The 20,133-nt window shown below is 77.7% G+C and carries 16 protein-coding genes; 4 read left to right on the top strand and 12 right to left on the bottom strand.

Annotated elements, in window-relative coordinates:
- Together ATM99_RS07450 and ATM99_RS07445 are read right to left on the bottom strand one after the other, a co-directional pair.
- The coding region (locus tag ATM99_RS07450) for a Sir2 family NAD-dependent protein deacetylase (protein WP_062102283.1) at window positions 1-704 on the bottom strand (704 nt) is incomplete at its 3' end.
- 160 nt (window positions 705-864) lie between these two features.
- Window positions 865-1,959: an aminotransferase class V-fold PLP-dependent enzyme gene (locus ATM99_RS07445; protein ID WP_062102282.1), complete on the bottom strand. Its 1,095-nt coding sequence runs from the start codon at window positions 1,957-1,959 to the stop codon at window positions 865-867.
- Between the two features lie 82 nt (window positions 1,960-2,041).
- On the opposite strand from ATM99_RS07445, the gene ATM99_RS07440 reads away from it, so the two are divergent.
- From ATM99_RS07440 to ATM99_RS07430, 3 genes are all read left to right on the top strand, one after another.
- Window positions 2,042-3,151 (top strand): LysR family transcriptional regulator, encoded by a 1,110-nt coding sequence (locus ATM99_RS07440; RefSeq protein WP_223304867.1) that lies wholly within the window; start codon window positions 2,042-2,044, stop codon window positions 3,149-3,151.
- A 35-nt stretch (window positions 3,152-3,186) separates the two neighbouring features.
- On the top strand, window positions 3,187-3,660 hold the full coding sequence (locus tag ATM99_RS07435) for a thioesterase family protein (protein WP_223304865.1): 474 nt from the start codon (window positions 3,187-3,189) through the stop codon (window positions 3,658-3,660).
- Between the two features lie 213 nt (window positions 3,661-3,873).
- Window positions 3,874-5,820 (top strand): S16 family serine protease, encoded by a 1,947-nt coding sequence (locus ATM99_RS07430; protein WP_062102281.1) that lies wholly within the window; start codon window positions 3,874-3,876, stop codon window positions 5,818-5,820.
- 15 nt (window positions 5,821-5,835) lie between these two features.
- Here the strand turns inward: ATM99_RS07430 and ATM99_RS07425 are convergent, their stop codons facing one another.
- Window positions 5,836-8,268, bottom strand: a complete 2,433-nt coding sequence (locus ATM99_RS07425) for a tetratricopeptide repeat protein (RefSeq protein ID WP_062102280.1) — start codon at window positions 8,266-8,268, stop codon at window positions 5,836-5,838.
- A 149-nt stretch (window positions 8,269-8,417) separates the two neighbouring features.
- Here ATM99_RS07425 and ATM99_RS07420 point away from each other — a divergent pair, with 149 nt between their 5' ends.
- Window positions 8,418-9,080, top strand: coding sequence for a hypothetical protein (locus ATM99_RS07420; protein WP_062102279.1), 663 nt, complete (start codon window positions 8,418-8,420; stop codon window positions 9,078-9,080).
- Window positions 9,081-9,146: 66 nt separating this feature from the next.
- Here ATM99_RS07420 and ATM99_RS07415 read toward each other — a convergent pair whose 3' ends face one another.
- The 9 genes from ATM99_RS07415 to ATM99_RS19280 all read right to left on the bottom strand — a co-directional run.
- Window positions 9,147-9,629, bottom strand: coding sequence for a PPOX class F420-dependent oxidoreductase (locus ATM99_RS07415; protein WP_062102278.1), 483 nt, complete (start codon window positions 9,627-9,629; stop codon window positions 9,147-9,149).
- Between the two features lie 53 nt (window positions 9,630-9,682).
- Entirely contained in the window at window positions 9,683-10,678 is a 996-nt protein-coding gene (locus tag ATM99_RS07410; RefSeq protein WP_223304864.1) for a hypothetical protein, read from the bottom strand.
- Between the two features lie 163 nt (window positions 10,679-10,841).
- The gene (locus tag ATM99_RS07405; protein WP_062102277.1) at window positions 10,842-11,729 is read right to left on the bottom strand and encodes an FHA domain-containing protein; all 888 of its coding nucleotides are present in this window, start codon (window positions 11,727-11,729) and stop codon (window positions 10,842-10,844) included.
- Complete coding sequence (locus ATM99_RS07400) at window positions 11,726-13,003, bottom strand: VWA domain-containing protein (protein WP_062102276.1); 1,278 nt, start codon at window positions 13,001-13,003, stop codon at window positions 11,726-11,728. Before ATM99_RS07400 ends, ATM99_RS07405 begins: the two co-directional genes overlap by 4 nt.
- A 50-nt stretch (window positions 13,004-13,053) precedes the next feature.
- Window positions 13,054-14,397: a PP2C family serine/threonine-protein phosphatase gene (locus ATM99_RS07395; RefSeq protein WP_062102275.1), complete on the bottom strand. Its 1,344-nt coding sequence runs from the start codon at window positions 14,395-14,397 to the stop codon at window positions 13,054-13,056.
- Window positions 14,382-16,751: a serine/threonine-protein kinase gene (locus ATM99_RS07390; RefSeq protein WP_062102274.1), complete on the bottom strand. Its 2,370-nt coding sequence runs from the start codon at window positions 16,749-16,751 to the stop codon at window positions 14,382-14,384. Before ATM99_RS07390 ends, ATM99_RS07395 begins: the two co-directional genes overlap by 16 nt.
- The gene (locus ATM99_RS07385) at window positions 16,748-17,857 is read right to left on the bottom strand and encodes a hypothetical protein (RefSeq protein ID WP_062102273.1); all 1,110 of its coding nucleotides are present in this window, start codon (window positions 17,855-17,857) and stop codon (window positions 16,748-16,750) included. The genes ATM99_RS07390 and ATM99_RS07385 overlap by 4 nt, the downstream gene beginning before the upstream one ends.
- Before the next feature lie 5 nt (window positions 17,858-17,862).
- A complete protein-coding gene (locus tag ATM99_RS07380; protein ID WP_082659404.1) occupies window positions 17,863-18,852 on the bottom strand; it encodes a glutamate ABC transporter substrate-binding protein in 990 nt (329 codons plus the stop codon).
- The coding region (locus ATM99_RS19280) for a hypothetical protein (protein WP_062102272.1) at window positions 18,849-20,133 on the bottom strand (1,285 nt) is incomplete at its 5' end. The genes ATM99_RS19280 and ATM99_RS07380, both read right to left, overlap by 4 nt.

Here is a 20,133-nt window from a genome sequence, read left to right as displayed (position 1 = left end):
ACGGCCTCGTCGATGGGGGCGCGGACGACCTCGTCGGCGAGGTGGTCGTACGGGGTCGGCTCGGCGTTGACGACCACGAGGCGTGCGCCCGCGTCGACCGCGAGCGGGGCCAGGCCCGCGACGGGGTGCACCGTCAGCGTCGTGCCGATCGCGACGAACGTGTGCGCGTCGGTCGCGGCTGCGACGGCACGGGCCAGCGCGTCGTCGGGCAGCAGCTCGCCGAAGTACACGACGTCGGGCTTGAGGACCCCGCCGCACGCCGCGCACGTCGGGTCCGGCTCGTCGGCCAGCCGGGCCAGCACGTCGCGCGTCGGGACGCTCGCGCCGCAGCGCAGGCAGGACGTCGTCGCGAGCGACCCGTGCAGCTCGACGACCGACGCGGGGTCGGCGCCCGCGGCCTGGTGCAGACCGTCGAAGTTCTGCGTGAGCGTCGCGATCAGCGCCCCCGCGCGCTCGAGCTCGACGAGCGCGCGGTGCGCGGGCGTCGGCCGCGCGTGCCACACCGGGTGCTGCGCCCAGGTGCGCCAGCCGCGCTCGCGGATCGAGGCGTCGCGCACGTACCGGTCGAGCTCGAGCAGGTCCGCCGCGCCCGGGTCGCGGGTCCACACGCCCTGCGGCCCACGGAAGTCGGGCACGCCCGAGGACGTCGAGATGCCCGCACCGGTCAGCACGGTGACGGTCGGTGCGTTCTGGTCGTGCGGCACGGTGCTCCCGGGGGTCGTCGGCTGCCGTCGAGCGTAGGCGTCGCGCGTGCCGGCGGACGCGAGGCCGTCGGGAGGGGCGTCGGGTGCTGCTGGGCCCCGCCGACCCGTGACAGGTCCTGGAACCGTCCCCGGTGTCACGGTCCGTGCGCCGTCGCCGTGCTCAGCGTCGCGCGAGCGCGGCCACCACCCGGTCGACGTCGTCCGCGTCGTTCCAGACGTGGAACGCGAGCCGGACGCCGCCGCCGCGCCCCGCGACCCGCAGGCCGGCGGCGTCGAGGCGTGCGCGGACGGAGCCGTCGTCGTCGGCCAGGGACACGATCGCCGAGCCGGCCGGGGCCAGCCCCAGTCGGCCGCGCAGGTCGTCCGCGAGCCCGACGTCGTGCGCGTGCACCGCGGCGACGTCGACGCGCGCGAACGCGTCGAGGGCGGGCGCGGCGCCGACCCAGCTCAGCCACGCGGGCGACGTGTCGAACCGGCGTCCGTCGGCGGCCAGGCGCATGTCGGTGCCGTACACCGACGCCCACGGGTCCTCGCCGGCGTACCAGTTGGCCGCGAGCGGGCGCAGCCGGGCCGCGGCGGCGGGCGTGGTCGTCGCGAACGCCGTGCCGCGCGGCGCGCACAGCCACTTGTACGCCGAGCAGACCGTCACGTCCGCGTGGCCGTCCGGTGCGGGCGTCAGGGGCAGCCAGCCCGCGGCCTGCGTGACGTCGACCAGGCTCAGCGCGCCCACGTGCGCGGCGGCCGCGCGGACGGCCGCGACGTCGGCGACCCGGCCGTCGCGGGACTGGACGAGCGACGTCGCGACGACGTCGCAGCCGTCGGCGACGGCGTCGGCCAGCTCCTCGACCGGGACGGCGCGCACGCGCACGCCGCGGTCGGCGTGCGCGAGGAACGGGTAGGTGACGGACGTGAAGTCCCCGTCCGCGACGACCACGAGCCCGCCGTCCGGGACGGCCGCCGCGACCAGCCCGACCAGCGGCGACGTCTGCGCGCCGATCGCGACGCGCGTGACGTCGACGCCCGCGACGCGTGCGTACGCCGCGCGTGACGCGGCGACCGACACGTCGTACGTGGCGGGGGTCGCCTCGCCCGCGGTCCACGCGTCGAGGGCCGAGCGCAGCGCGTCGGCGGTCGCCGTGAGCGGCAGGCCCGACGTCGCGGCGTCGAGGTGCCCGGGGACGCGCCGGACCATCGCCCGCAGGTCGGCCAGCGGCAGGGTGCCCGGACGCGGGGCGGCAGGGGTGACGGTCGTCATGCGTCCCACCCTCACGGAGCCGGCGACATCACACAACGGCCAGTCACAACGGCGCTGCATGACCGACAGTTATGGTTCGGCCATGTCGCCCACCCGCCACCACGGCACGCGCGGCCGCACCCCGGCGCCCTCGGGCGGCCGGGACGCCCGGACGGCCGGCACGCCCGCGCCGGTCGTCGCCACCGCCGGCGTCGAGCCGCCCCCGGTCGCCGACGTCCCCGGGACGTTCCCCGCGCACGCGCTCGACGTCGGCGCGCTGCGCATGGTGCAGGCCGTCGCCGAGCACGGCACGCTCACGGCCGCGGCCGCCGCGCTCGGCGTCAGCCAACCCGCGGTGTCGCAGCACCTGCGCCGTCTCGAGCGCCGCCTCGGCACCGCGGTGCTCGACCGCAGCGGGCGGTCCGTACGGCTCACGGAGGCGGGGCGGGTGCTGGCCCGCCACGGTGCGACCGTGTCCGCCGCGCTGCACGCCGCATCGGCCGAGGTCGCCGCGCTCACCGGGCTGCGCGCGGGCGTCGTGCGGCTCGTCGCGTTCCCGTCCGCGTGCGCGACGCTCGTGCCGCGCGCGCTCGCGGACCTGCGCGTGCGCCACCCGGGGCTGTCGGTCACGCTCGTCGAGGCCGAGCCGCCCGAGTCCGTCGCGCTGCTCGCCGCGGGCGAGGCCGACGTGGTGCTCACGTTCGCCTACGACGACCTGGCCCGGTCGGCACGCGGCACGGACGATGTCGAGCGCCCGACGGACGACGTGGCGACGGCGGCCCCAGACCCGCGCCTCGTGCACCGCCGGCTGCTCACCGACCCGACGCTCGTCGCCCTCCCGGCCGACCACCCGGCCGCGACCGCCGACGGTCTCGCGCTCGGCGACCTCGCCGCCGACACGTGGATCGCGGGGTGCCCGCGCTGCCGGCGGCACCTGCTGACGTCCGGGCGGGCGGCCGGGTTCGAGCCGCGCGTCGCGTACGCGACGGACGACTACCCGGCGGTCCTGGGCCTGGTCGCGGCCGGGCTCGGCGTCGCCGTGCTGCCGGGACTCGTGCGCGCGACCGCCGCGGGCGTGCCGGGTGTCGTCCTGCGCCCCGTCGACGGGACGTCGGCACGCCGGGTCGACGCGGTCACGACGCGCGACCTGCTGCGCGTCCCCGCCGTCGTCGCGACCCTCGACGCCCTGACGTCGGCGGCCGCCCCCGCCTGACGGGCGCGCGACCCGCGGGTGGGTAGCGTGAGGGGGTGGACGTGAGCGGACGGCCCGAGGCCGGGGACGGTGCGCGCGGACGCGTCGTCATGCAGGTGCGGTGGTCGGACGTCGACCTGTTCGGGCACGTCAACAACGCGGCGTTCCTGCGGTACCTCGACGATGCGCGGTTCACGCTGTTCCCGCGCATGGGCGTCGACGAGGCCGGCGCGATGACGGCGTCGCTGCTGGTCGTCGTCAAGCACGAGATCGACTACGTCGCGCCGATCCGGTTCCGGCTCGCGCCGGTCGTCGTCGAGGTGTGGGTGCCGCGGCTCGGCGGCTCGTCGGTCGACTTCGCGTACGAGGTGCTCGACGGCGACGGGCCCGACGCGCGCGTCGCGCTGCGGGCGCGCTCGCGCATGGTGCAGCTCGACCGCGCGACGCACACGCCGCGTCCGTTCACCGACGAGGAGCGCGCGACGTTCGCGGCGTTCCCCGGGCCCTCCCCGCAGCTGCGCGGCTGGTGACCGCTCGCACCCGGTGACGGCTCCGACCCGGTGACGGCTCCCACCCGGTGACGGCCGGACGCCCGTCGAGGTTGTCCGGGATCGTCCGGACCTGCCCCGGTCGGGTGCGCCCCGGTCCGTGCCCCGGCGAGCATCGCCGCGGGGGCGAGCGGTGTGCCCGCCGCCCCCGCGGACGACGCGCGACCCCGCGCGCGCCGGAGACCGGGAGGACCCATGGGACGCATCACGCGCGTGGCGGGCGCGGCGGCGGTGCTGGCGCTGCTCGCCGCCGGCTGCACGGCGGCCGACGAGCCGGACACGGACACGACCATCACCGACGCGGCGACGCCCGATCCCGGGCCCGGCTCGTTGACGATCCGCTGGCTCGCCTACACCTCGTCGGGCGAGGGGTCGGTCGGCGAGACCGAGCTGACGCGCCGACCGCACGACGACGGCGACTTCCGCGTCGAGTTCTCCGAGAACGAGGTCGGCGGCATCGGACCCGCCGCGCAGGCCGGTGCGTGGAACGCGGCCATCGTGTCGACGCTGCTGCTGGGGCTGCCGCTGAGCGGTGAGTTCCGGTTCGAGACGAGCGGACGCGTCGACGGCCCGAGCGCGGGCGCCCTGACGACGGCCGGGCTCATCGCGCTGCAGCGCGGCGACACGTTCCTCGACGACGTCACGATGACGGGCACGATCAACCCGACCGGCACGATCGGGCCGGTCGGCGGCATCCCCGAGAAGGTGCAGGCCGCGGCCGACGAGGGCTTCACGACCGTCCTCGTGCCGCTGGGGCAGCGCAACTCGCCGAACCAGGCCGGCGAGGTCGTCGACGTCGTCCGGCTGGGCGAGCGCGAGGGCGTCGAGGTCATCGAGGTCGGCGACGTCTACGAGGCGTACGGGCACCTCACGGGTGAACCGCTCGAGGCGCCGCGCCTGGGCGGCGACCCGCGGCTGTCGAACCAGTCGTACGACAAGGTCTCGGCGCAGGTCGAGGCGACGCTCGCGCGCTACGACACCGCGTTCCGCCGGTTCGAGGCGCTGCCCGCGGAGATCCGCACGACGCTCGCGTCGTCCGGCCTGCTCGACGCGGCCGCGACCGCGTCGGTCGACGCGCGGGACCTCGCGCAGCAGGGGCAGCAGGCCGGGGCGTTCCTCGAGGCGCAGCAGGCCGCGATGCTCGTCGAGACGCTCGTCGGCGCCGGCGAGTGGATGAACCCGCTGTTCACGCAGGGTCTGCCGGGTCTCGAGCTGCTGTTCCGCGACGCGCTCGACCTGGGCCCGACGAGCGCGCGCGTGACGTCGTTCCTCGACCAGCTCTCGACGTACTCGCCGCGCACCGTCGCGGACGTCGAGGGCCTCGTGCAGGGGTACGCGGGCACGTTCGACGCGTACTCGCTCATGGTGTTCGCCAACCAGATGATCGCGGCGATCAAGGCGCGGTCCGACGCGGGCGGCTACGCGTCGCTCGAGCAGCTGTTCACCGACCTGTCCGGGCCGCTGCTGTACGCGCGGCTCAGTGAGGCGATGCTGACGTCGACGCAGGCCACGTTCGAGCTCGGCCGCGACAACCCGGGCACGCCCGTGCACGAGGACGTCGACCTCGGCGCGGTCGGCGACTTCTTCCGCCGCGGCGCCGACGCCAACCACACGGCGTTCCGCGAGATCGTCGTCGCGCCGCTCGCGCAGCAGCACGGGCTGAGCGAGGAGGACGTGCTCGCGCGGCTGGCCGGCGCCGACATGGCGGTCGCGTACGCGACCCTCGAGCGCAACCTGCTGCCGGTGATCACCGACTACATCGGCGAGGGCAAGCCGAACGCCGACTACGCGGCCCTGGCCTACGGGGTCACGAACTACGTGCGCAACGCGGGCCTCATCGACAAGTACTACAACAACGCCGACCTGGGGCCGGGCTTCGAGATCACGGGCGTGCGGTGGCAGGCGGCGCTCAACCGCGCCCTCGACCTGGGCCGGCAGCAGCTCGGTGCCGAGGTCGATGCGCTGCGGGCCGCCGACGTCGACCCCGTGCTCGGCGTCGGGTCCTACGAGGCGGCCGGGGTCATGCGCAACGGCACCGACTCCGAGCGGTTCAGCGCAGTGAACCAGTACGCCTCGGGCTTCGTGACGGCACGGATGATCTCCTACCTCACCGGCCGCGACCTCACCGCGGTCGTCGACTGAGCCGGGGGCCGACGTTCAGGCCGGGTCCGCCGCGAGCGAGACGTCGTGCGCGGGCCCGGCCGGCAGGCCCAGCGCCGCGAGCCCGGCGGCCGCACGCGCGGCCTCGTGCGGGTGCTGCAGCTCGGCGGCCAGGTCGGCGGCCGTCCGGTAGCCCGCGGCCGCGAGGTCCTCGCGGCCGAGCGCGCGGTGCGTGTCGGCGAGGTTGTTGAGGACGGACGCCTCGAGGTGCGGGTCGCCGATGCGGCGGCCCTGCGCCAGCGCCTGCCGGTGGTGGTCGGCCGCCGCGGCGTGGTCACCCGTCGCGTCGAGCGCGATGCCCAGGTTGGTCAGGGCGTACGCGACGACCCGGTCGTCGCCGCACGCGCGGCCGATCGCCAGCGCCTCGCGCGCGGTCGCCAGGCCGTCGGCCGCGTGCCCGAGCGCGAGCAGCACGTCCGACAGGTTGACCAGCGCGTTGCCCTGACCCTCACGGTCGCCCGTCGACGCGCTCTCGGCGGCGGCGCGACGGTGCTCGGCCGCGGCCTCGTCGAGCCGGCCGAGGCGGCGCAGCACGATCGCCAGGTTGTCGCGCGCACGCCCGGCGTCGCGGACCCGCCCGCCGGCCACGAGCCCGTCGAGCAGCTCGCGCAGCAGCGCCGCCGCCTCGTCGTACCGCCCGGTCTGCGCCGCGGCGATCGCGAGCGCCTGCGTGCAGTCCTCGACCTGCGCGCGCACGCCGTGCCGCTCGAACCCGCGCCGCGCGGCCGTGAGCAGCGCCGTCGCCTCGTCCCACTCGGCCCGCCACACGCTGAGCCGCCCGAGCGCGAGCGTCGCGCGCAGCACGCCGATCTCGTCGCCCGCCGCGCGGGCGACGTCCCGCGCGCGGTCGTGCAGGAGGCGCGCGGTGTCCCACCGCGAGTACTGGTTGAACGCCCACGCGAGCGCCTCCGACAGCTCGACGACCTGCTCGGCGTCCGGCCGGGTCGCGGGGTCGACGAGCAGCAGCACGTCGGCCGTGAGCCGGTCGAGCCACGCACGGGCCTGCTGCGCGTCCACCTCGGCCCAGCCGGTGCGCGTGCGGCTCGTGAGGCGCACGCGCTCGCCGCCGAGCGCGTGGTGCACGGCCCACGCGCGCTGCACCCACAGCTCGCGCAGGCGCGCGAGCGCCTCGACGCGCTCCGACGGCGGGTCCTCGTCGGCGCCGACGCCCGCCGCGTAGGCCCGCACGAGGTCGTGCAGCGCGACGCCGTCCGCGTCGCGCTGCGCCAGGTGCACGGCCTCGAGGCGTGCGACGTCCCGCTCGGCGCCGCCGGTGGTCGCGCCCGTGAGCACCGCGACCTCGCGCACCGACAGCGTGCGGCACGGCTGAGCGGCCAGCAGGCGCAGGGTCCGCGCGGTTCGTGGCTCGAGGTCGACGTAGCTCAGGTGGAACGCGGCGCGCACGGCCTCCTCGACACGCGCCGTGCCGAGCCGCTCCGCGACGCGGTCGGCGTGGTCGGCCAGCGACCACGCGGGCGTCGCGGCGACGTGCCGGGCCGTGAGCTCGAGCGCGAGCGGCAGGCCGCCCAGCGCGTCGACGAGCCGCCCCGCCGCGGCCGGTTCCGCGTCGACGCGCTCGGGCCCGACGACGGCCCGCAGCAGGTCGTGCGCGGCGTCCGCGGCGAGCGGTCGCACCGTCACGCGCTCGTGCGGCACCGTCCCGGGCAGGCGCAGCCGGTGCCGCGACGTCACGACCACGCGCATCCCCGGGACCTGGGCGAGCACGGTCACGTGCTCGGCCGCGGGTACGTCGTCGAGCACGAGGAGCACGGGCCGTCCGGCGACGTGCCCCGCGAGCGCGTCGCGCGCCGCGGTGACGTCGGCGGCCGCGGGCAGCCGCACGTCGAGGTGCCGTGCGACGGCGGCGACGACCGCCATCGGCCCGGCCGGCCGGCGGGACGGCGAGGACCCGTGCACGTCGAGGTGCAGCGCGCGCTCCGCGACCCCGGCCGTCACCAGGTCGTGCGCGACGGCGCGCGCGAGCGTCGACTTGCCGACACCCGCCATGCCCTCGACCAGCACGACCCGCACGTCGCGCTCGACGACCGCGCGCCGCGCGAGCTCGCGCTCGCGCGCCCGCCCCACCAGGAGCGCCGGTCCGCCGACCGCGAGCCCCTCGCCGTGCGCGGCCTCGGTCCAGCGGGCCGGTGCACCGGCCAGGCCGGCCGCGGCGAGCCACGCGGACGTCTCCTCGGCGCCCAGCCCCAGCGCGGCGAGCACGTCGCGGACCAGCGCGACGTCGACCCGGGCGCGCCCGGGCCGGAAGCAGTCGTACACGGTGCTGCGCGCGGGGGCCGCGCCGGGTTCGCCGCGCGCGGCCCGCACCTGCCCGACGCGCGCCGCGATCGCGGCGTACGACGGCGACCCCGCCTGCGCGCGCAGCGCGACCAGGCGTGCGGCCACGTCGTCGAGCCCTGCGTCCTGCGTCATGCCGCGCCCCTCCCCACGTGCGACCAGGCACTCGACCCTAGCGACGAGCCGCGCACGCCCACCGGCGGGTCCACCGGGGGCCGCACGGGAGGCACCGGAACGGCCGCGGGGGTGTCCCCCGGGTGGGTGATCTGGGTAGGTTCCTCCCCGTGCCCGAGCAGCCCTCCGCGCCGCCCGCCGTCCCGCCGACCTCGGGCGCCGTCGCGGTCGTCGCCGCGTCCGACGACGCGCACCCCGCGACGACGCCGAGGGGCGTCGGGGCGGTGCTGCTCGCGCTGGTCGGCGTCGCGCTCGCGTGGGCAGGGCTCACGCACCTCGGGGGCGCCGTGCCGGGGGTCGTGGGGCGGGTCGCCGGCGACGGGACGCACGCCCGGTCGCTCGCGTTCTGGGCCGTCGCGTGGGGTGCGCTGCTGCCCTGGCTCGCGACGCTGCTCGTGGCGCGGCGCGCGTCGGACCGGCCCGCGACCGGGCCGCGGCCGTCGTGGGCGGTGCCCCGTGCCGCCGTGGCGCTCGCACCGCTGGCCGCCCTCCACGTCGTCCTGGCGCTCGCGACCCTCGGCACGCGGGGCGCGTCCACCGAGGAGAGCGTCGCGCAGGTCGCGCTGCTGCTGCCCGCGCACGTCCCCGCGTACGACGTGTGGGTCGGTGCGACGTTCGGGTCGTTCACGGGCCTCATCGGCCTGGTGCTCGGCGTCGCCGCCGCGGCCGCCGCGCTCGACGCGCGGTCCGGCGCGCTGCCGCGTGCGGTGTGGTGGGCGTGGCTCGTCGGGTGGCCGGCGGTCGTCGTGGCGGTCGCGCTCGTGATCCGCTGAGGGTCGCCGCGTCCGCCCGCGCCGTCGGCCCGGGTCGGTCCGAGTCGGGTCGGGTCGGTCCGAGGGTCAGTCGGCCGCGTCGAGCCGGGACGCGACGTCCGCCGGGAACCCGCCGGTCGCCAGCGGCCCCCACCGCTCGGGCGTGATCCGCAGCAGGCTCTTGCCCTGCAGGCGCATCGCGGCGCGGTACTCGTCCCAGTCGGGGTGCTCGCCCGCGATGCACCGGTAGTAGTCGACCAGCGCGTCCTCCGCCTCCGGCATGTGCAGCACCTCCGCGCTGCCGTCGACCTGCACCCACGGGCCGTCCCACTCGTCCGAGAGCACGCACACCGACACGCGGGGGTCGCGCTCGGCGTTGCGGGTCTTGGCGCGGCCCGGGTACGTCGAGACGACGAGCCGCCCGGCGTCGTCGACGCCGCCGCTCACGGGGGAGACCTGCGGGCGCCCGTCGCCGCGGGTCGTCACCAGCAGCATGCGGTGCCGGGGACGGACGAAGTCGAGCAGCGTGGTGAGGTCGACGGGGGTGACGGTCGCGACGGTGCGGGGCATGCCGCGACCCTACGTCGCGCGCGCGGTGCTCACCCGGCCGGGGTGCGCGCCGCTCAGGCCAGGCCCAGCAGCCCGCGCCACGTGCGGTAGTGCTGCACCGCGATGCCCTCGAAGCCGGGCGTGCCCCGCAGCGCCTGCGCGGCGAGCGTCGTCTCGCGATCGAGCGCCTGCGCGCCGTCGTCGCCGAACGTCCACTGCGCACCGCCCGCGACGGCCGGCGTGTCCGTCTCGACGCCCACCGTGAACGGCAGCCCCGCGCGCACGGCCGCGGCCACGGCGTCGGCCGACAGCGCGAGGATCCCGTCGTCGCCCTGCGCGTGGTCGACGAACGCGACGACGTCGACGCGGTCGGCGCGCGCCATCGCGGCGTCCGCCACCGACCCGTCGCCCCACGGCTCCCACGCGAGCCAGTACGGCACGTCGACGCCCAGGCCCACGCCCGGCGGCAGCTCGGCCCGCACCGTGTCGAGCAGCGCGAGCCAGCGCGTCACGGACCCGGCGCGGTCGGTGCCCCACGCCGGCAGCGTCCACGGCTCGACGTTGAGCTGCACGTGCGTCACCGCGCGGTCGTGCGTCGCCGCGCGCATCCACTGCACCGCGAGCTGCGGCTGGTCGAGCCACGGCGGGTCGCCGCCCAGCACGCCGACCGACGCGCCCTCGGCGCGCACGGCGTCGACCGCGGCCGTGAGCCACGGTGCGACGGGGCCCTCGTCGGACGCCCACGGTGCCGACAGGTGCACGGTCGTGAGGCCGTGCTCGCGCACGAACGCCGCGAGCTGCGCGGGCTCGGCGGGTGCGTAGCCCGTGCCCCGGGGGTCGACCGCGCGGTCCACCGGGTTGTCCCAGACCCACATCGCGCTGGTCACGGGCGGCGGGGGCGGCGTCGCGGTGGCGACGTCCTGCGCGAACGCGAGGGACAGGCCCGCGAGCGGCAGCGCGGTGAGCACGACGGCCGCCGCCGCGCGCCGCAGGTGGTCGCGGGTCGAGCGGGCGGGCGCGCCGTCGGCGGTCCCGGCGGGCGGGCGTGCGGTGGTGCGTGCGGCGGCCATGCGACATCCCCCCGGAGGTCGGTCACGACGACCCGTGCGTGGCGTACGTCACGGCTCGCTGTGGGACCGATCGTCACCTGTCGCGCCGCCCCGCGCGAGGCGGGCGCGGCAGGTTCCCCCGGACGGCCGGTGACGGGCCGGACGTACCGGGCCAACCGGCGTCTCAGGCCTCGCCCGGGAGTGCGCGCCGTACGACCAGACGGGTCCACGACCCGAGGTACAGCCGGTCGCCGTCCTGCAGCTCATGGCGCTGACCTGCGGGGATGGGCACCTCGGGGAGCGGCTCGCCGACGCGCGCGACGTACGTGCCGTTCGACGACTGCAGGTCCTCGACCCACCAGCGCTGGCCGTCGGTGTTGAGCTGGCAGTGCCGCCGCGAGACGCCCGAGTCGGCGCCCGCGTCGACCTGCGGCCGGATGCTGCGCGACGCCGAGGGGCGCCCCACGAGCACGCTGCGCTCGCGCAGCGGCACGAGCACGGGCAGCCCGACCGAGGGCATGGGGTCCTCGGCCTGCTGCGCGGCGTACCAGTCGGGGTCGACCCACAGCTCGGCGACCCACGCGTCGTCGCCCGGGGTCGGCGGGGCGAGCGGCGGGTCGACGGGTGCGGGCTGCTGCGCACCGGTCGTCCCCGCGGGCTCGGTCGGCGCGGGCGGTGCCGACGGTGCGGACGCCGGTGACGGGTCCGCACCGGCCGCGCCGGGTGCGGCCGGGGGAGCGGCCGGCGGCGTGACGCCGGGCGGCGGGGTCAGCGGGGTCGGGCCGGTCCCGGTGCCGGCCGCGGGCGTGGGGGCCGGTGCGCCGAGGTCCAGCGACGACGTCGCCGCCGGGGCCACGGGCGTCGCGCCGGTCGTGAAGTCGTAGCCGCAGTTCTCGCAGAACAGCGCACCCGACGCCGCGGGCGACCCGCAGTGCGGGCACGTCGACGGGCTCGCCGCGGCCCGGGCCGGGGACGGCGCCGCGGGGGCCGTCGACGCGATCGGCGTGCCGCACACGTCGCAGTAGTCGGTGGCCTGGCTCGCGTGCCCCTGCGGGCAGGTCACGGCGCTCACCGCCGCACCCGGGTGGTCTTCGTCGAGGCGGTGTCCAGGGCCATCTCGTCCAGGCGCGACGCGCCCCGCCTGAGCCTCACGGTGCCGTGCTCCTCGTCGTCGATCTCGACCACGCGGCGCAGCTTGCTCGTGGCCTCCTCGTTGCCGGTCTCGGCCGCGAGCTGGACCGCGCGGCCCAGCTTCACGGTCGCGGTCGCCTCGTCGCCCGCGGCCTTCGCGGCCAGGCCCTCCTGGATCGCGTCGGCCAGCTCGGCCTGGCCGGTGTAGTGCGCGACCTCGGGGCTGATGCGCGCGGTGAGCGACGCGTCGTCCGACCACGCGGCCTTGACCAGGCCGGACGCGAGCACCTCGTCGCCGACCGCGATCTGCACGCGCGCCGCGAGCTGCTCGTTGCCGACGGTCCGCGACGGCACGCGCACCGCCACGTGGTAGTCGCGGGACTCGTCCGCCCACGCCCCCGTGGGGTACGCGCCGACCAGCGGCGTGACGTCGGTGCGCCGGGCCGTGAGGTCCTCGACCGTCGGGGCGACCTGGCGCACGAACAGCACCTGCCCGCCCTGCGGCGTCCACACCCGCAGCTGAGCGTCGGCCACGCCGCGCGCGAGCGACGCCGCGAGCAGCGCCCGGAAGTCGTCGGCGATGTCGGCGGGGTCGGCGATGAGCTCGACCGTGCCGAGCAGCGCGGTGGAGATCTCGCGCAGCTCGTCGACCTGCCAGCGCTCGCCCACGCCGCGCGCGTCGCACTGGAACCGGCCCGTCACGCCGCGGATCGCGGCCGTGAGCTGCTCGCGCGGCTCGGACTCGTTCTTGCCGTCGGTCAGCAGGATCGCGTGCCGCTGCGTCGCGGCGGGCTGGGTCGCGAAGATCTGGTCCGCGAGCCGCAGCCACGTGCTCATGGCCGTGCCTCCGGTCGCCTTGAGCGCCGCGACGGCGCGCTTGGCCTCGGCGCGGGCGCCGGGCTCCATCTGCACGATCGCGACGCGCGCGTTCGGGTACGGGAAGACGCGCTGCGCCACGTGGCTGCCGCTGACGATCGCGAACCACGTGCCGTCGGGGATGTGGTCGAGCGCGACCTGCGCGGCGTGCTTCGCGGCCTCGAGGGTCGGGCCCGTCATGGAGCCCGACGTGTCGATCATGACGATCTCGGCGACGCCGCCGTCGGCGGTGACCGCCCCGCCCACGCCCTCGGCGGTGACGGTGACGATCGCGTGCACGTCCGTGCCGCCGTCGGGCAGGAACTCGTTCTGGAAGACCTCGGCGCGGAACGTGGCCACGGTGCTGGCTCCTCGGGGTGGTGACGCGGGCAGGACGGGTCGGCGGCTCGTCAGGCGGTCGGCGGGTCGACGGTGCGGGGTCCTCCCGCGAGGCTACCGGCCGGCCGACGGCGCACGGTGGGGACCGTGCCCGGGTCGTCCTCGGCGGTCGTGCCGGGCGCGACGTCGGTGCCCGCGGAGCCGGTGACGCGCGCGAGCGCGACGGTCACGTTGTCGTGCCCGCCGCGGGCGTTGGCCCAGCCGACGAGGTCGCGCGCGACGGCCACGGGGTCCGCCCCGAGCCGGCCCACGGCGTCGCGGACCAGGCCGGCGACCACGTCGGGCGCCGACCCGTAGTTCCACAGGCCGTCGGAGCACGCGAGCACCCAGCCGGGCCCGGCGGGCCGGGTCGCGACGGTGCGGGCCGTCGCGTCCTCGGCGTCCGCGCCGAGCCAGCGCGTGATCGCGTGCGCGTCGCGCGAGCGCTCGGCCTGCTCGCGCGTCATGCCGCCGGCCACGAGCTCGGCCGCGAGGGAGTCGTCCTCCGTGAGCTGCTCGGCCGGGCCCGCGTCGGGCAGCCAGTACACGCGCGAGTCGCCCAGCCACCCGGCCACGACGAGCGTCGGCCCGACCAGCGCGGCGGCGAACGTGCACGACGGCGGGTCCTCGCGGGACGCGGCGTCGTCGACCGCGGCGCGCACCGCGACGTCCGCCGCGTGCCCCGCCGCGACGAGCAGCCGGGACCACGCCGCGGCGTCCTCGACCGGCGGGTCGACCGCGCCGACGCCGCCGACGAGCAGGTCGCGCGCGGCCTGCGCCGCCGCGCGGCTCGCCCGGTCGGAGTCGGGCGCGGACGCGACGCCGTCGCACACCACGAGCACCGCGACGTCGCCCGCCGTGCCGAGCGCGAGCGCGTCCTCGTTGCGGCGGCGTCGCACGCCGACGTCGCTCACGCCGCCGACGTGCTCGGACGCACGCCGCTCGACGTGGTCGCGCTCGCGCGGTGCGCGGGCGCCGCACTCGAGGCAGTACCCGTCGGGGGCGATCTCGCCGCCGCACGCGGGGCACGGGGCGGGCTCGGCGTCCGCCGCGTCGGGGGCGCCGTCGCGTGCTCCCTGCGGCGCCGCGGCGCCGGCCGCGGTCGCGTCCGGGTCGTCCGGGTCGCCCAGGTCGCCCAGGTCGCCCGGGTCGCCCTGCTCGCCCGGGGTGGCAGGGATGGCGGGCCTGGCGACGCCGGCGGCTGCGTCCGCCGGGCCCGTCGACGGCGCGGCCGTCCCGTCGGGCGTCGTGCTCCCGCTCGCGGGCGCGAGGACCGCGCCGCACGCCTCGCAGAACCGTGCCCCCGGGCCCGCGGCCTCGCCGCACGCCGGGCACGCGGCGGCGTCGGGAGCCCCGGCCGTCACCACGCCGTCCACCGCCGCACCCGGTTCGCGCGGTCCACGAGCGCGACGCGCTCCGCCCGGTCCGCGGTGAGCGCGGCCTGCTCGCGGTACGCGCCCTCGAGCGCCGTGCGCAGGTGCGGCTCGGTGGCCTCGGCGCCGTCGAACGTCGCGCCGCGCGTCGTGCGCCCGGTCGTGACGAGCTCGAGCGCGGTGCTCAGCACGTCGACGCGCAGCGCCGCGCGGTCGGCCGGCGCGAGCGTGACCGAGCGCACCGAGTCGAGCGCCGCCGACAGCGCGCGCAGGTCCTGGCGCGAGCGCGCGAGCACCCGCGCGCGCAGCAGCCGCGCCTGCGGGTACGACGAGCGCGTCGGCGTCACGAGGTCGAGCGCGGCGAGCGCGCCGTCCACGTCGTCCGCGGCGCGGCGCAGGCGCGCGAGCCCGAACGCCGCCGGTGCCGTGTAGTTCGCGTCCGCGTACGCGCACGTCGCGTAGAGCTGCTCGGCGACGAACGGCTCGTCGGACAGCTCGCACGCCGCCGCGAGCGCGAGCTTGGGTGCGAGCTCGCCCGGCACCTGCCCGTACACCGCGTTGAACGACGCGCGGGCCGCGACCGCGTCGCCCGCCGCGAGCTGCGCGAGGCCCTGCGTCCACACCGCGCGCCACTCCCACGGGTCGTCCGCGAGGATCGCGTCGACCGCGGACGCCGCGACCTCGGGCCGCCCGGCCTCGATCGCGGTCGTGGCGCGCAGCAGCCGCACCTCGACGCTCTCGTCGGGCGCCGACGCGAGCGCGACGAGCCGCTGCTCGGGGTCCGCCACGTTGACGCCCGCGAGCCACCCGGCCATCGGGTCGTCGGGGTCGACCTTGAGCGCGGGCAGCTCGTGCCACGCGAGCGGCCGCTCGACCTGGTCCGTCGTGGGCGGCTCGAACAGCACCGACGCCGCGCTGGTCAGCGGCGGGTCGCCCGCGCCGCGGTCGGCGGCGACGACCTCGCGCAGCACGCCGAGCACCTGCGCGCGCATCTCGTCGACCGTGCCGAACCGGTCCGACGGGTCCGGTGCGCACGCCTTGGCGAGCAGCCGGTAGAACGAGTCGTACCGCTGGAACACGGGCGTCTGCTCGACGGGCGGCAGCGCCGCGACGTACGTCGTGGTGTTGCCGCGGAAGTCGAGCACGAGCGTCGCGAGCGTGCGGCCGATCGTGTAGACGTCGGACGCGACCGACGGGCCGTCCTGCGCCACCTCGGGCGCCTGGTAGCCGACCGTGCCGTAGATCGCGGACTCGTCGTCGTCGACGCGGCGCACGCCGCCGAGGTCGATGAGCTTGAGCGCGTCGCCCGCCTGGATGACGTTGTCGGGCTTGAAGTCGCAGTACAGCAGCCCCACGTCGTGCAGGTACCCGAACGCGGGCAGCACCTCGAGGACGAACGCGAGCGCCTGGTCGACCGGCAGCGGGTCGACCGTGCCCGCGGCGTCCCGCCGGTCGGTGAGCAGCTGCTTGAGCGACCGCCCGCCGACGTACTCCATGACGGTGTACCCGTCGCCGTCGTGCTCGACGAAGTTGTAGATCTCGACGATCAGCGGGTGCTCGACGCGCGCGAGGAACTGCCGCTCGGCGATGGCCGCGGCCACGGCGTCCTCGTCGCCCGTGTTGAGCAGGCCCTTGAGCACGACCCACCGGCCCGACACGTTGCGGTCGCGCGCGAGGTAGATCCACCCCATGCCGCCGTGCGCGAGGCACCCGACGACCTCGTACTGCCCGCCGACGAGCGTGCCGGGCGTCAGCCGCGGGTCGAAGTCGAAACGCGCGCCGCACTTCGGGCAGAAGCCCTGCGTGCGCGCGGGCACGCCCTCGCGGCCGCGGCCCACGGGCTCGCCGCACGACGCGCAGAACCGCTTGCGCTCGGGCACCTGCGGGTCCGCCATCACCGCCTGCAGCGGGTCGGCCACGGGGGCGGGCGGCACGCTCGTCAGCCCCGCGCCGAGGCGCGCGCGCCGCAGGCGGGTCGAGGTCGTGCCGAGCCGACGCGTCGTGCGCGAGCCGGTCGCCGCGGTGCGCGCCGAGCCGAGCGCGGCCGACGCGAGGCGCGTCGAGCTGGTGCGGCCCGTGCGGGTCGAGCGCTCGGCGTCCGGGTCGCCGCCGCCCGCACCGGGCGTGGGGACGCCGCCCGCGATGCCCGTGCCGAGCATGGCCGAGGGCGTGCGCGCGGCCGCGGTGCGACCGGTCGCCCCGGCGGGGGAAGCGGGGACGGCCGCGGGCGGGGGCGTGGTCGTGCCGGTGCTCGTCGACGCGGCGCCCGCGGGCGCGGGCGAGCCGCACACGTCGCACCAGCCGTCCTCGTAGCTGCCGGTGCACCCGGGTTCGCGGCACGCGGTGGCGCTGGTCATCGGGGTCCTCCCTGTCCGCCCGGCAGCGGCCGGGCCAGGTGCTCGTACTGCTCGACGAGGGCGCGGGCGAGGTCGACGTCGCACGGCGTCGCGTCGACCGCGGCGCGCGCCTCGTCGTGCGCGGCCCGCACGGTCGGGGACGCGTCGCGGCCGTTGCCGGCGGCGAGCGTCGTGGCCTGGCCGACGCGGTAGCGCAGCTCGGCGCGCTCGCGCAGCGGCTCGCTGTACGCGTCCTGCGCGGCGTCGAGCGCGCGCCGCACGGCGTCGAGGCGCGCGACGTACGCGTCGAGCCCTGCGCGGTCCTCGGGGACCGGGCCCAGGCGCGAGACGTCGGGCACGGCGTTGCGCGGCGGGTCGACGACCTCGCGGCGGCAGCGCTCGGCGAGCTCGTGCAGCGCGGGCTCGCGCGCCTCGAGCGCCGCGGCGGTGGTGTGTGCGTCGACGCGCGCGCGAGCCAGCGAGCGGCGCTGCGACACCGCGACCATGAGGTCGCGCTCGGCGTGCGCCGCCTGCGTCTCGAGCTCCGCGAGCGGCCCGGTGACGTCGCCGCCGCGCGCGGCCTGCTCCGACAGCCGCTGCTCGCGCGTCCGCAGGCCCGCGACCCGCTCGTGCGCCGCCGTGTCGGTCCCCGCGAGGTCCTCGGCGCGCACGAGCGAGGCCCGCACGCCGCGCAGCCGCGCGACGACGTCCGCCGTGTCGGGGTCGAACGCGAGGCGCGTGCGCAGCGCCGACACCATCGCGTCGCACAGCGTCAGCGCCTCCGGCAGCGACACCGGCGCGGCGCCCGCACGCGTGTCGACGCGCCCCCACACGAGCTGCGACAGGCGTTCGCGCTCGACCTCGGTCACGCGCCCCGAGTCCCACACGGCCAGCAGCTCGTCGGCGCGCGTGCGCACCGACTGCCACACCGTGAGCGCGAGCACCACGTCGGGCGTGTACCGCTGCGCGTCGGCCGTCGCCTGCGCCGCGGCGTCGAGCGCGTCGAGGCGCGCGCGGCGGTCGTCGAGCCACGTGAGCAGCCCGTCGAGGTACGTCATGAGGTCGCGCGCCGGGATCGCCTCGCCCAGGCGTCCGGGCGCGACCGGCGCGACGACGTCCCCGGCCATCACGCTCACGAGCGCCCGTAGACGGACGCGGGCGGCGCCGGCGCGGGCCCGAGCGCCTCGCCGAGCCACCGCTCGTACAGCGCGGCCCAGCGGCCGTCGGCCTTCATCGCGTCGAGCACGCCGTTGACGTACCGCACGAGGTCGACCTGGTCGGCGGCGACGCCCAGGCCGTACGGCTCGGCGCTGAACGCGTCGCCGACGACCTTGGCGTACGGGTCCTGCGCGACGAACCCCGCGAGCACCGTGTCGTCGCCCGTGATCGCGTCGACCCTGCCCTGCTGGAACAGCGCGAGGCACGCCGAGTGCGTGCGAGCCCCGACGGCCTCGACGTCGTAGTCGGCCAGCCGGTCGAGCGTCGTCGTGCCCTCGGGTGCGCACACGCGCTGCCCGGTGAGGTCCGCCATGCCCGTCGCGTCGGACTCGGTGCTGACGAGCACCTTCTGCCCGGCCTGCAGGTACTCCGCCGAGAATGCGATCTGCTGCCAGCGGTCGCAGTTCATGGTGAACGCGCGCGCCACGAGGTCGACCTCGTGGTCCTCGAGCACGCCGATGCGGTCACCCGCGGTGATGACGCGGAACCGCACGGCGTCGGGGTCGCCCAGCAGCGCCGCGGCCACCTGCCGCGCGACGTCGACGTCGAAGCCCTCGATCGTGCCGGTGAACGGGTTGCGGGCGCCCATGCGCAGCGTGTCCGCGGACACGCCGACCAGGAGGTAGCCGCGGTCGCGGATCGCGGCCATGGTCGACCCGTCCGGGACCGAGCCGTCGCCCGGGGCGTAGGACGTGGTCGCGTCGTCGCACGTCACGGCCTGCGGTGCGGGCGACGCGGGCGGCGGCGCGGACGCCGTGCCGGACGCGGACACCGTCACGCTGGTCGTGGGCGTGCAGCCGGCGAGCGCGGCCGCGAGCACCGCGACGACCGCGGCGGCACGGGCGAGGCTGGGTCGTCGGCGGGGGGCCGTGGGGACGGCGTGCTGCGTCGTGCGTGCGCTCACCGGTACTCCTCCCGTCGGGGCCGCAGCCCGGTCCACGCGAGCACCGCGCCCGCGCCGCCCAGGGCCACGAGGGCCCAGCCGAGCCACGCGCCCGCGGGCCGCAGCCCGTCGGCCACCTGCCGGCCGCCCGCGTCGACCGCGGACGTCAGCGCGCCCGACAGCTCGTCGAACAGCGCGGGCGGTGCGCCCGGGTCGTCGCTCGTGACGAGCGCGACCGCGCCATCCCAGTCGCCGCCGTCGTCGCGCTGCCGGACCTCGTCGTGCGCCGCGACCCACGCGTCGAGCCGGTCGACGAGCGAGCGGTCCAGCCGCACGCCGTCGCGCTCGAGCGCGGTGCGCGCGTCCGCGACGTTCGCGCGGAACGTCTCCTCGTACGACGCGCCCGAGCCGCGGCGGATCAGCGTGAACGCCTCCTGCGAGCGGGCGTCGTTGACCAGCGCGAACGCCTGCGACGTCTGCACGGTCGCCCGGTACGCGTCGTCCCGCACCTGGGAGGCCCGCGCGCCGGCGCCGCCGAGGACGGCGCCGCCGACCGCGCCGACCAGCACGACGGCGACGGTCGCCGCGACGAGCCCGACGTTGAACGTGCGGCGCGTGCGACGCGCGACCCACACCTGCACGAGCGCCAGCACGACGAGCGCCAGCACGGCGACCGCCACGAGCATCGGCGCCGCGAACCGGGCCGTGCCGATCTCGTCGTCGACCTGCTGCTGCTCGGCGGCGACGAGCGCGTCGAGCGCGGGCACGACGTCGTCGCGGAGCACTGCCGACGCCTCCTCGAGGTACGCCGACGCGACCGGGAAGCCCTGCCGGTTGTTCGCGCGCGCCTGCTCGACCAGCCCGGTGTACCGCGTGAGGTCCGCGCTCACCGCGGCCAGGCCGTCGGCGCCGTCGGGGCCCGTCGCGGCGAGCGAGGTCAGCGCCTGCGCACCCGCGTCGACGGCCGCGTCGTACCGCGTGCGCAGCTCGACCGGCTCGAGACCGCCGACGAGGAACGCGGTCGTCGCGGCGGCGTCCGCGGCGACCAGCTGGTTGCGCGCGTCCTGCAGGCCGACGAGCTGCGCCGCGGCGTCGCGCGCGTCGTCCACCGCGAGCGACTGCGAGGACACGGCCAGCACCCCGAACAGCCCGGTCAACGCGGTGACGACCGCCGCGAGCGCCCCCCAGACGCGCAGGCCGCGCGGGGTCGAGCCCCAGCCGCTCGTGGGGTGCGCGGGTGGCGCGGTCGCGGGTGCGCCGGGCGCCGGGGGTGCGCCGCTGGGCGCCGTGGGTGTGGGCGGC

The organism is Cellulomonas sp. B6, assembly GCF_001462455.1.
Taxonomy (GTDB): Bacteria; Actinomycetota; Actinomycetes; order Actinomycetales; family Cellulomonadaceae; genus Cellulomonas.
This window is presented reverse-complemented; position numbering and strand designations above follow the sequence as displayed.

Coding starts and splice junctions, on each gene's coding strand:
- ATM99_RS07445 (WP_062102282.1), bottom strand. CDS start 1,959: ATGACGACCGTCACCCCTGCCGCCCCGCGTCCGGGCACCCTGCCGCTG.
- ATM99_RS07440 (WP_223304867.1), top strand. CDS start 2,042: ATGTCGCCCACCCGCCACCACGGCACGCGCGGCCGCACCCCGGCGCCC.
- ATM99_RS07430 (WP_062102281.1), top strand. CDS start 3,874: ATGGGACGCATCACGCGCGTGGCGGGCGCGGCGGCGGTGCTGGCGCTG.
- ATM99_RS07425 (WP_062102280.1), bottom strand. CDS start 8,268: ATGACGCAGGACGCAGGGCTCGACGACGTGGCCGCACGCCTGGTCGCG.
- ATM99_RS07415 (WP_062102278.1), bottom strand. CDS start 9,629: ATGCCCCGCACCGTCGCGACCGTCACCCCCGTCGACCTCACCACGCTG.
- ATM99_RS07410 (WP_223304864.1), bottom strand. CDS start 10,678: ATGGCCGCCGCACGCACCACCGCACGCCCGCCCGCCGGGACCGCCGAC.
- ATM99_RS07390 (WP_062102274.1), bottom strand. CDS start 16,751: ATGACCAGCGCCACCGCGTGCCGCGAACCCGGGTGCACCGGCAGCTAC.
- ATM99_RS07385 (WP_062102273.1), bottom strand. CDS start 17,857: ATGGCCGGGGACGTCGTCGCGCCGGTCGCGCCCGGACGCCTGGGCGAG.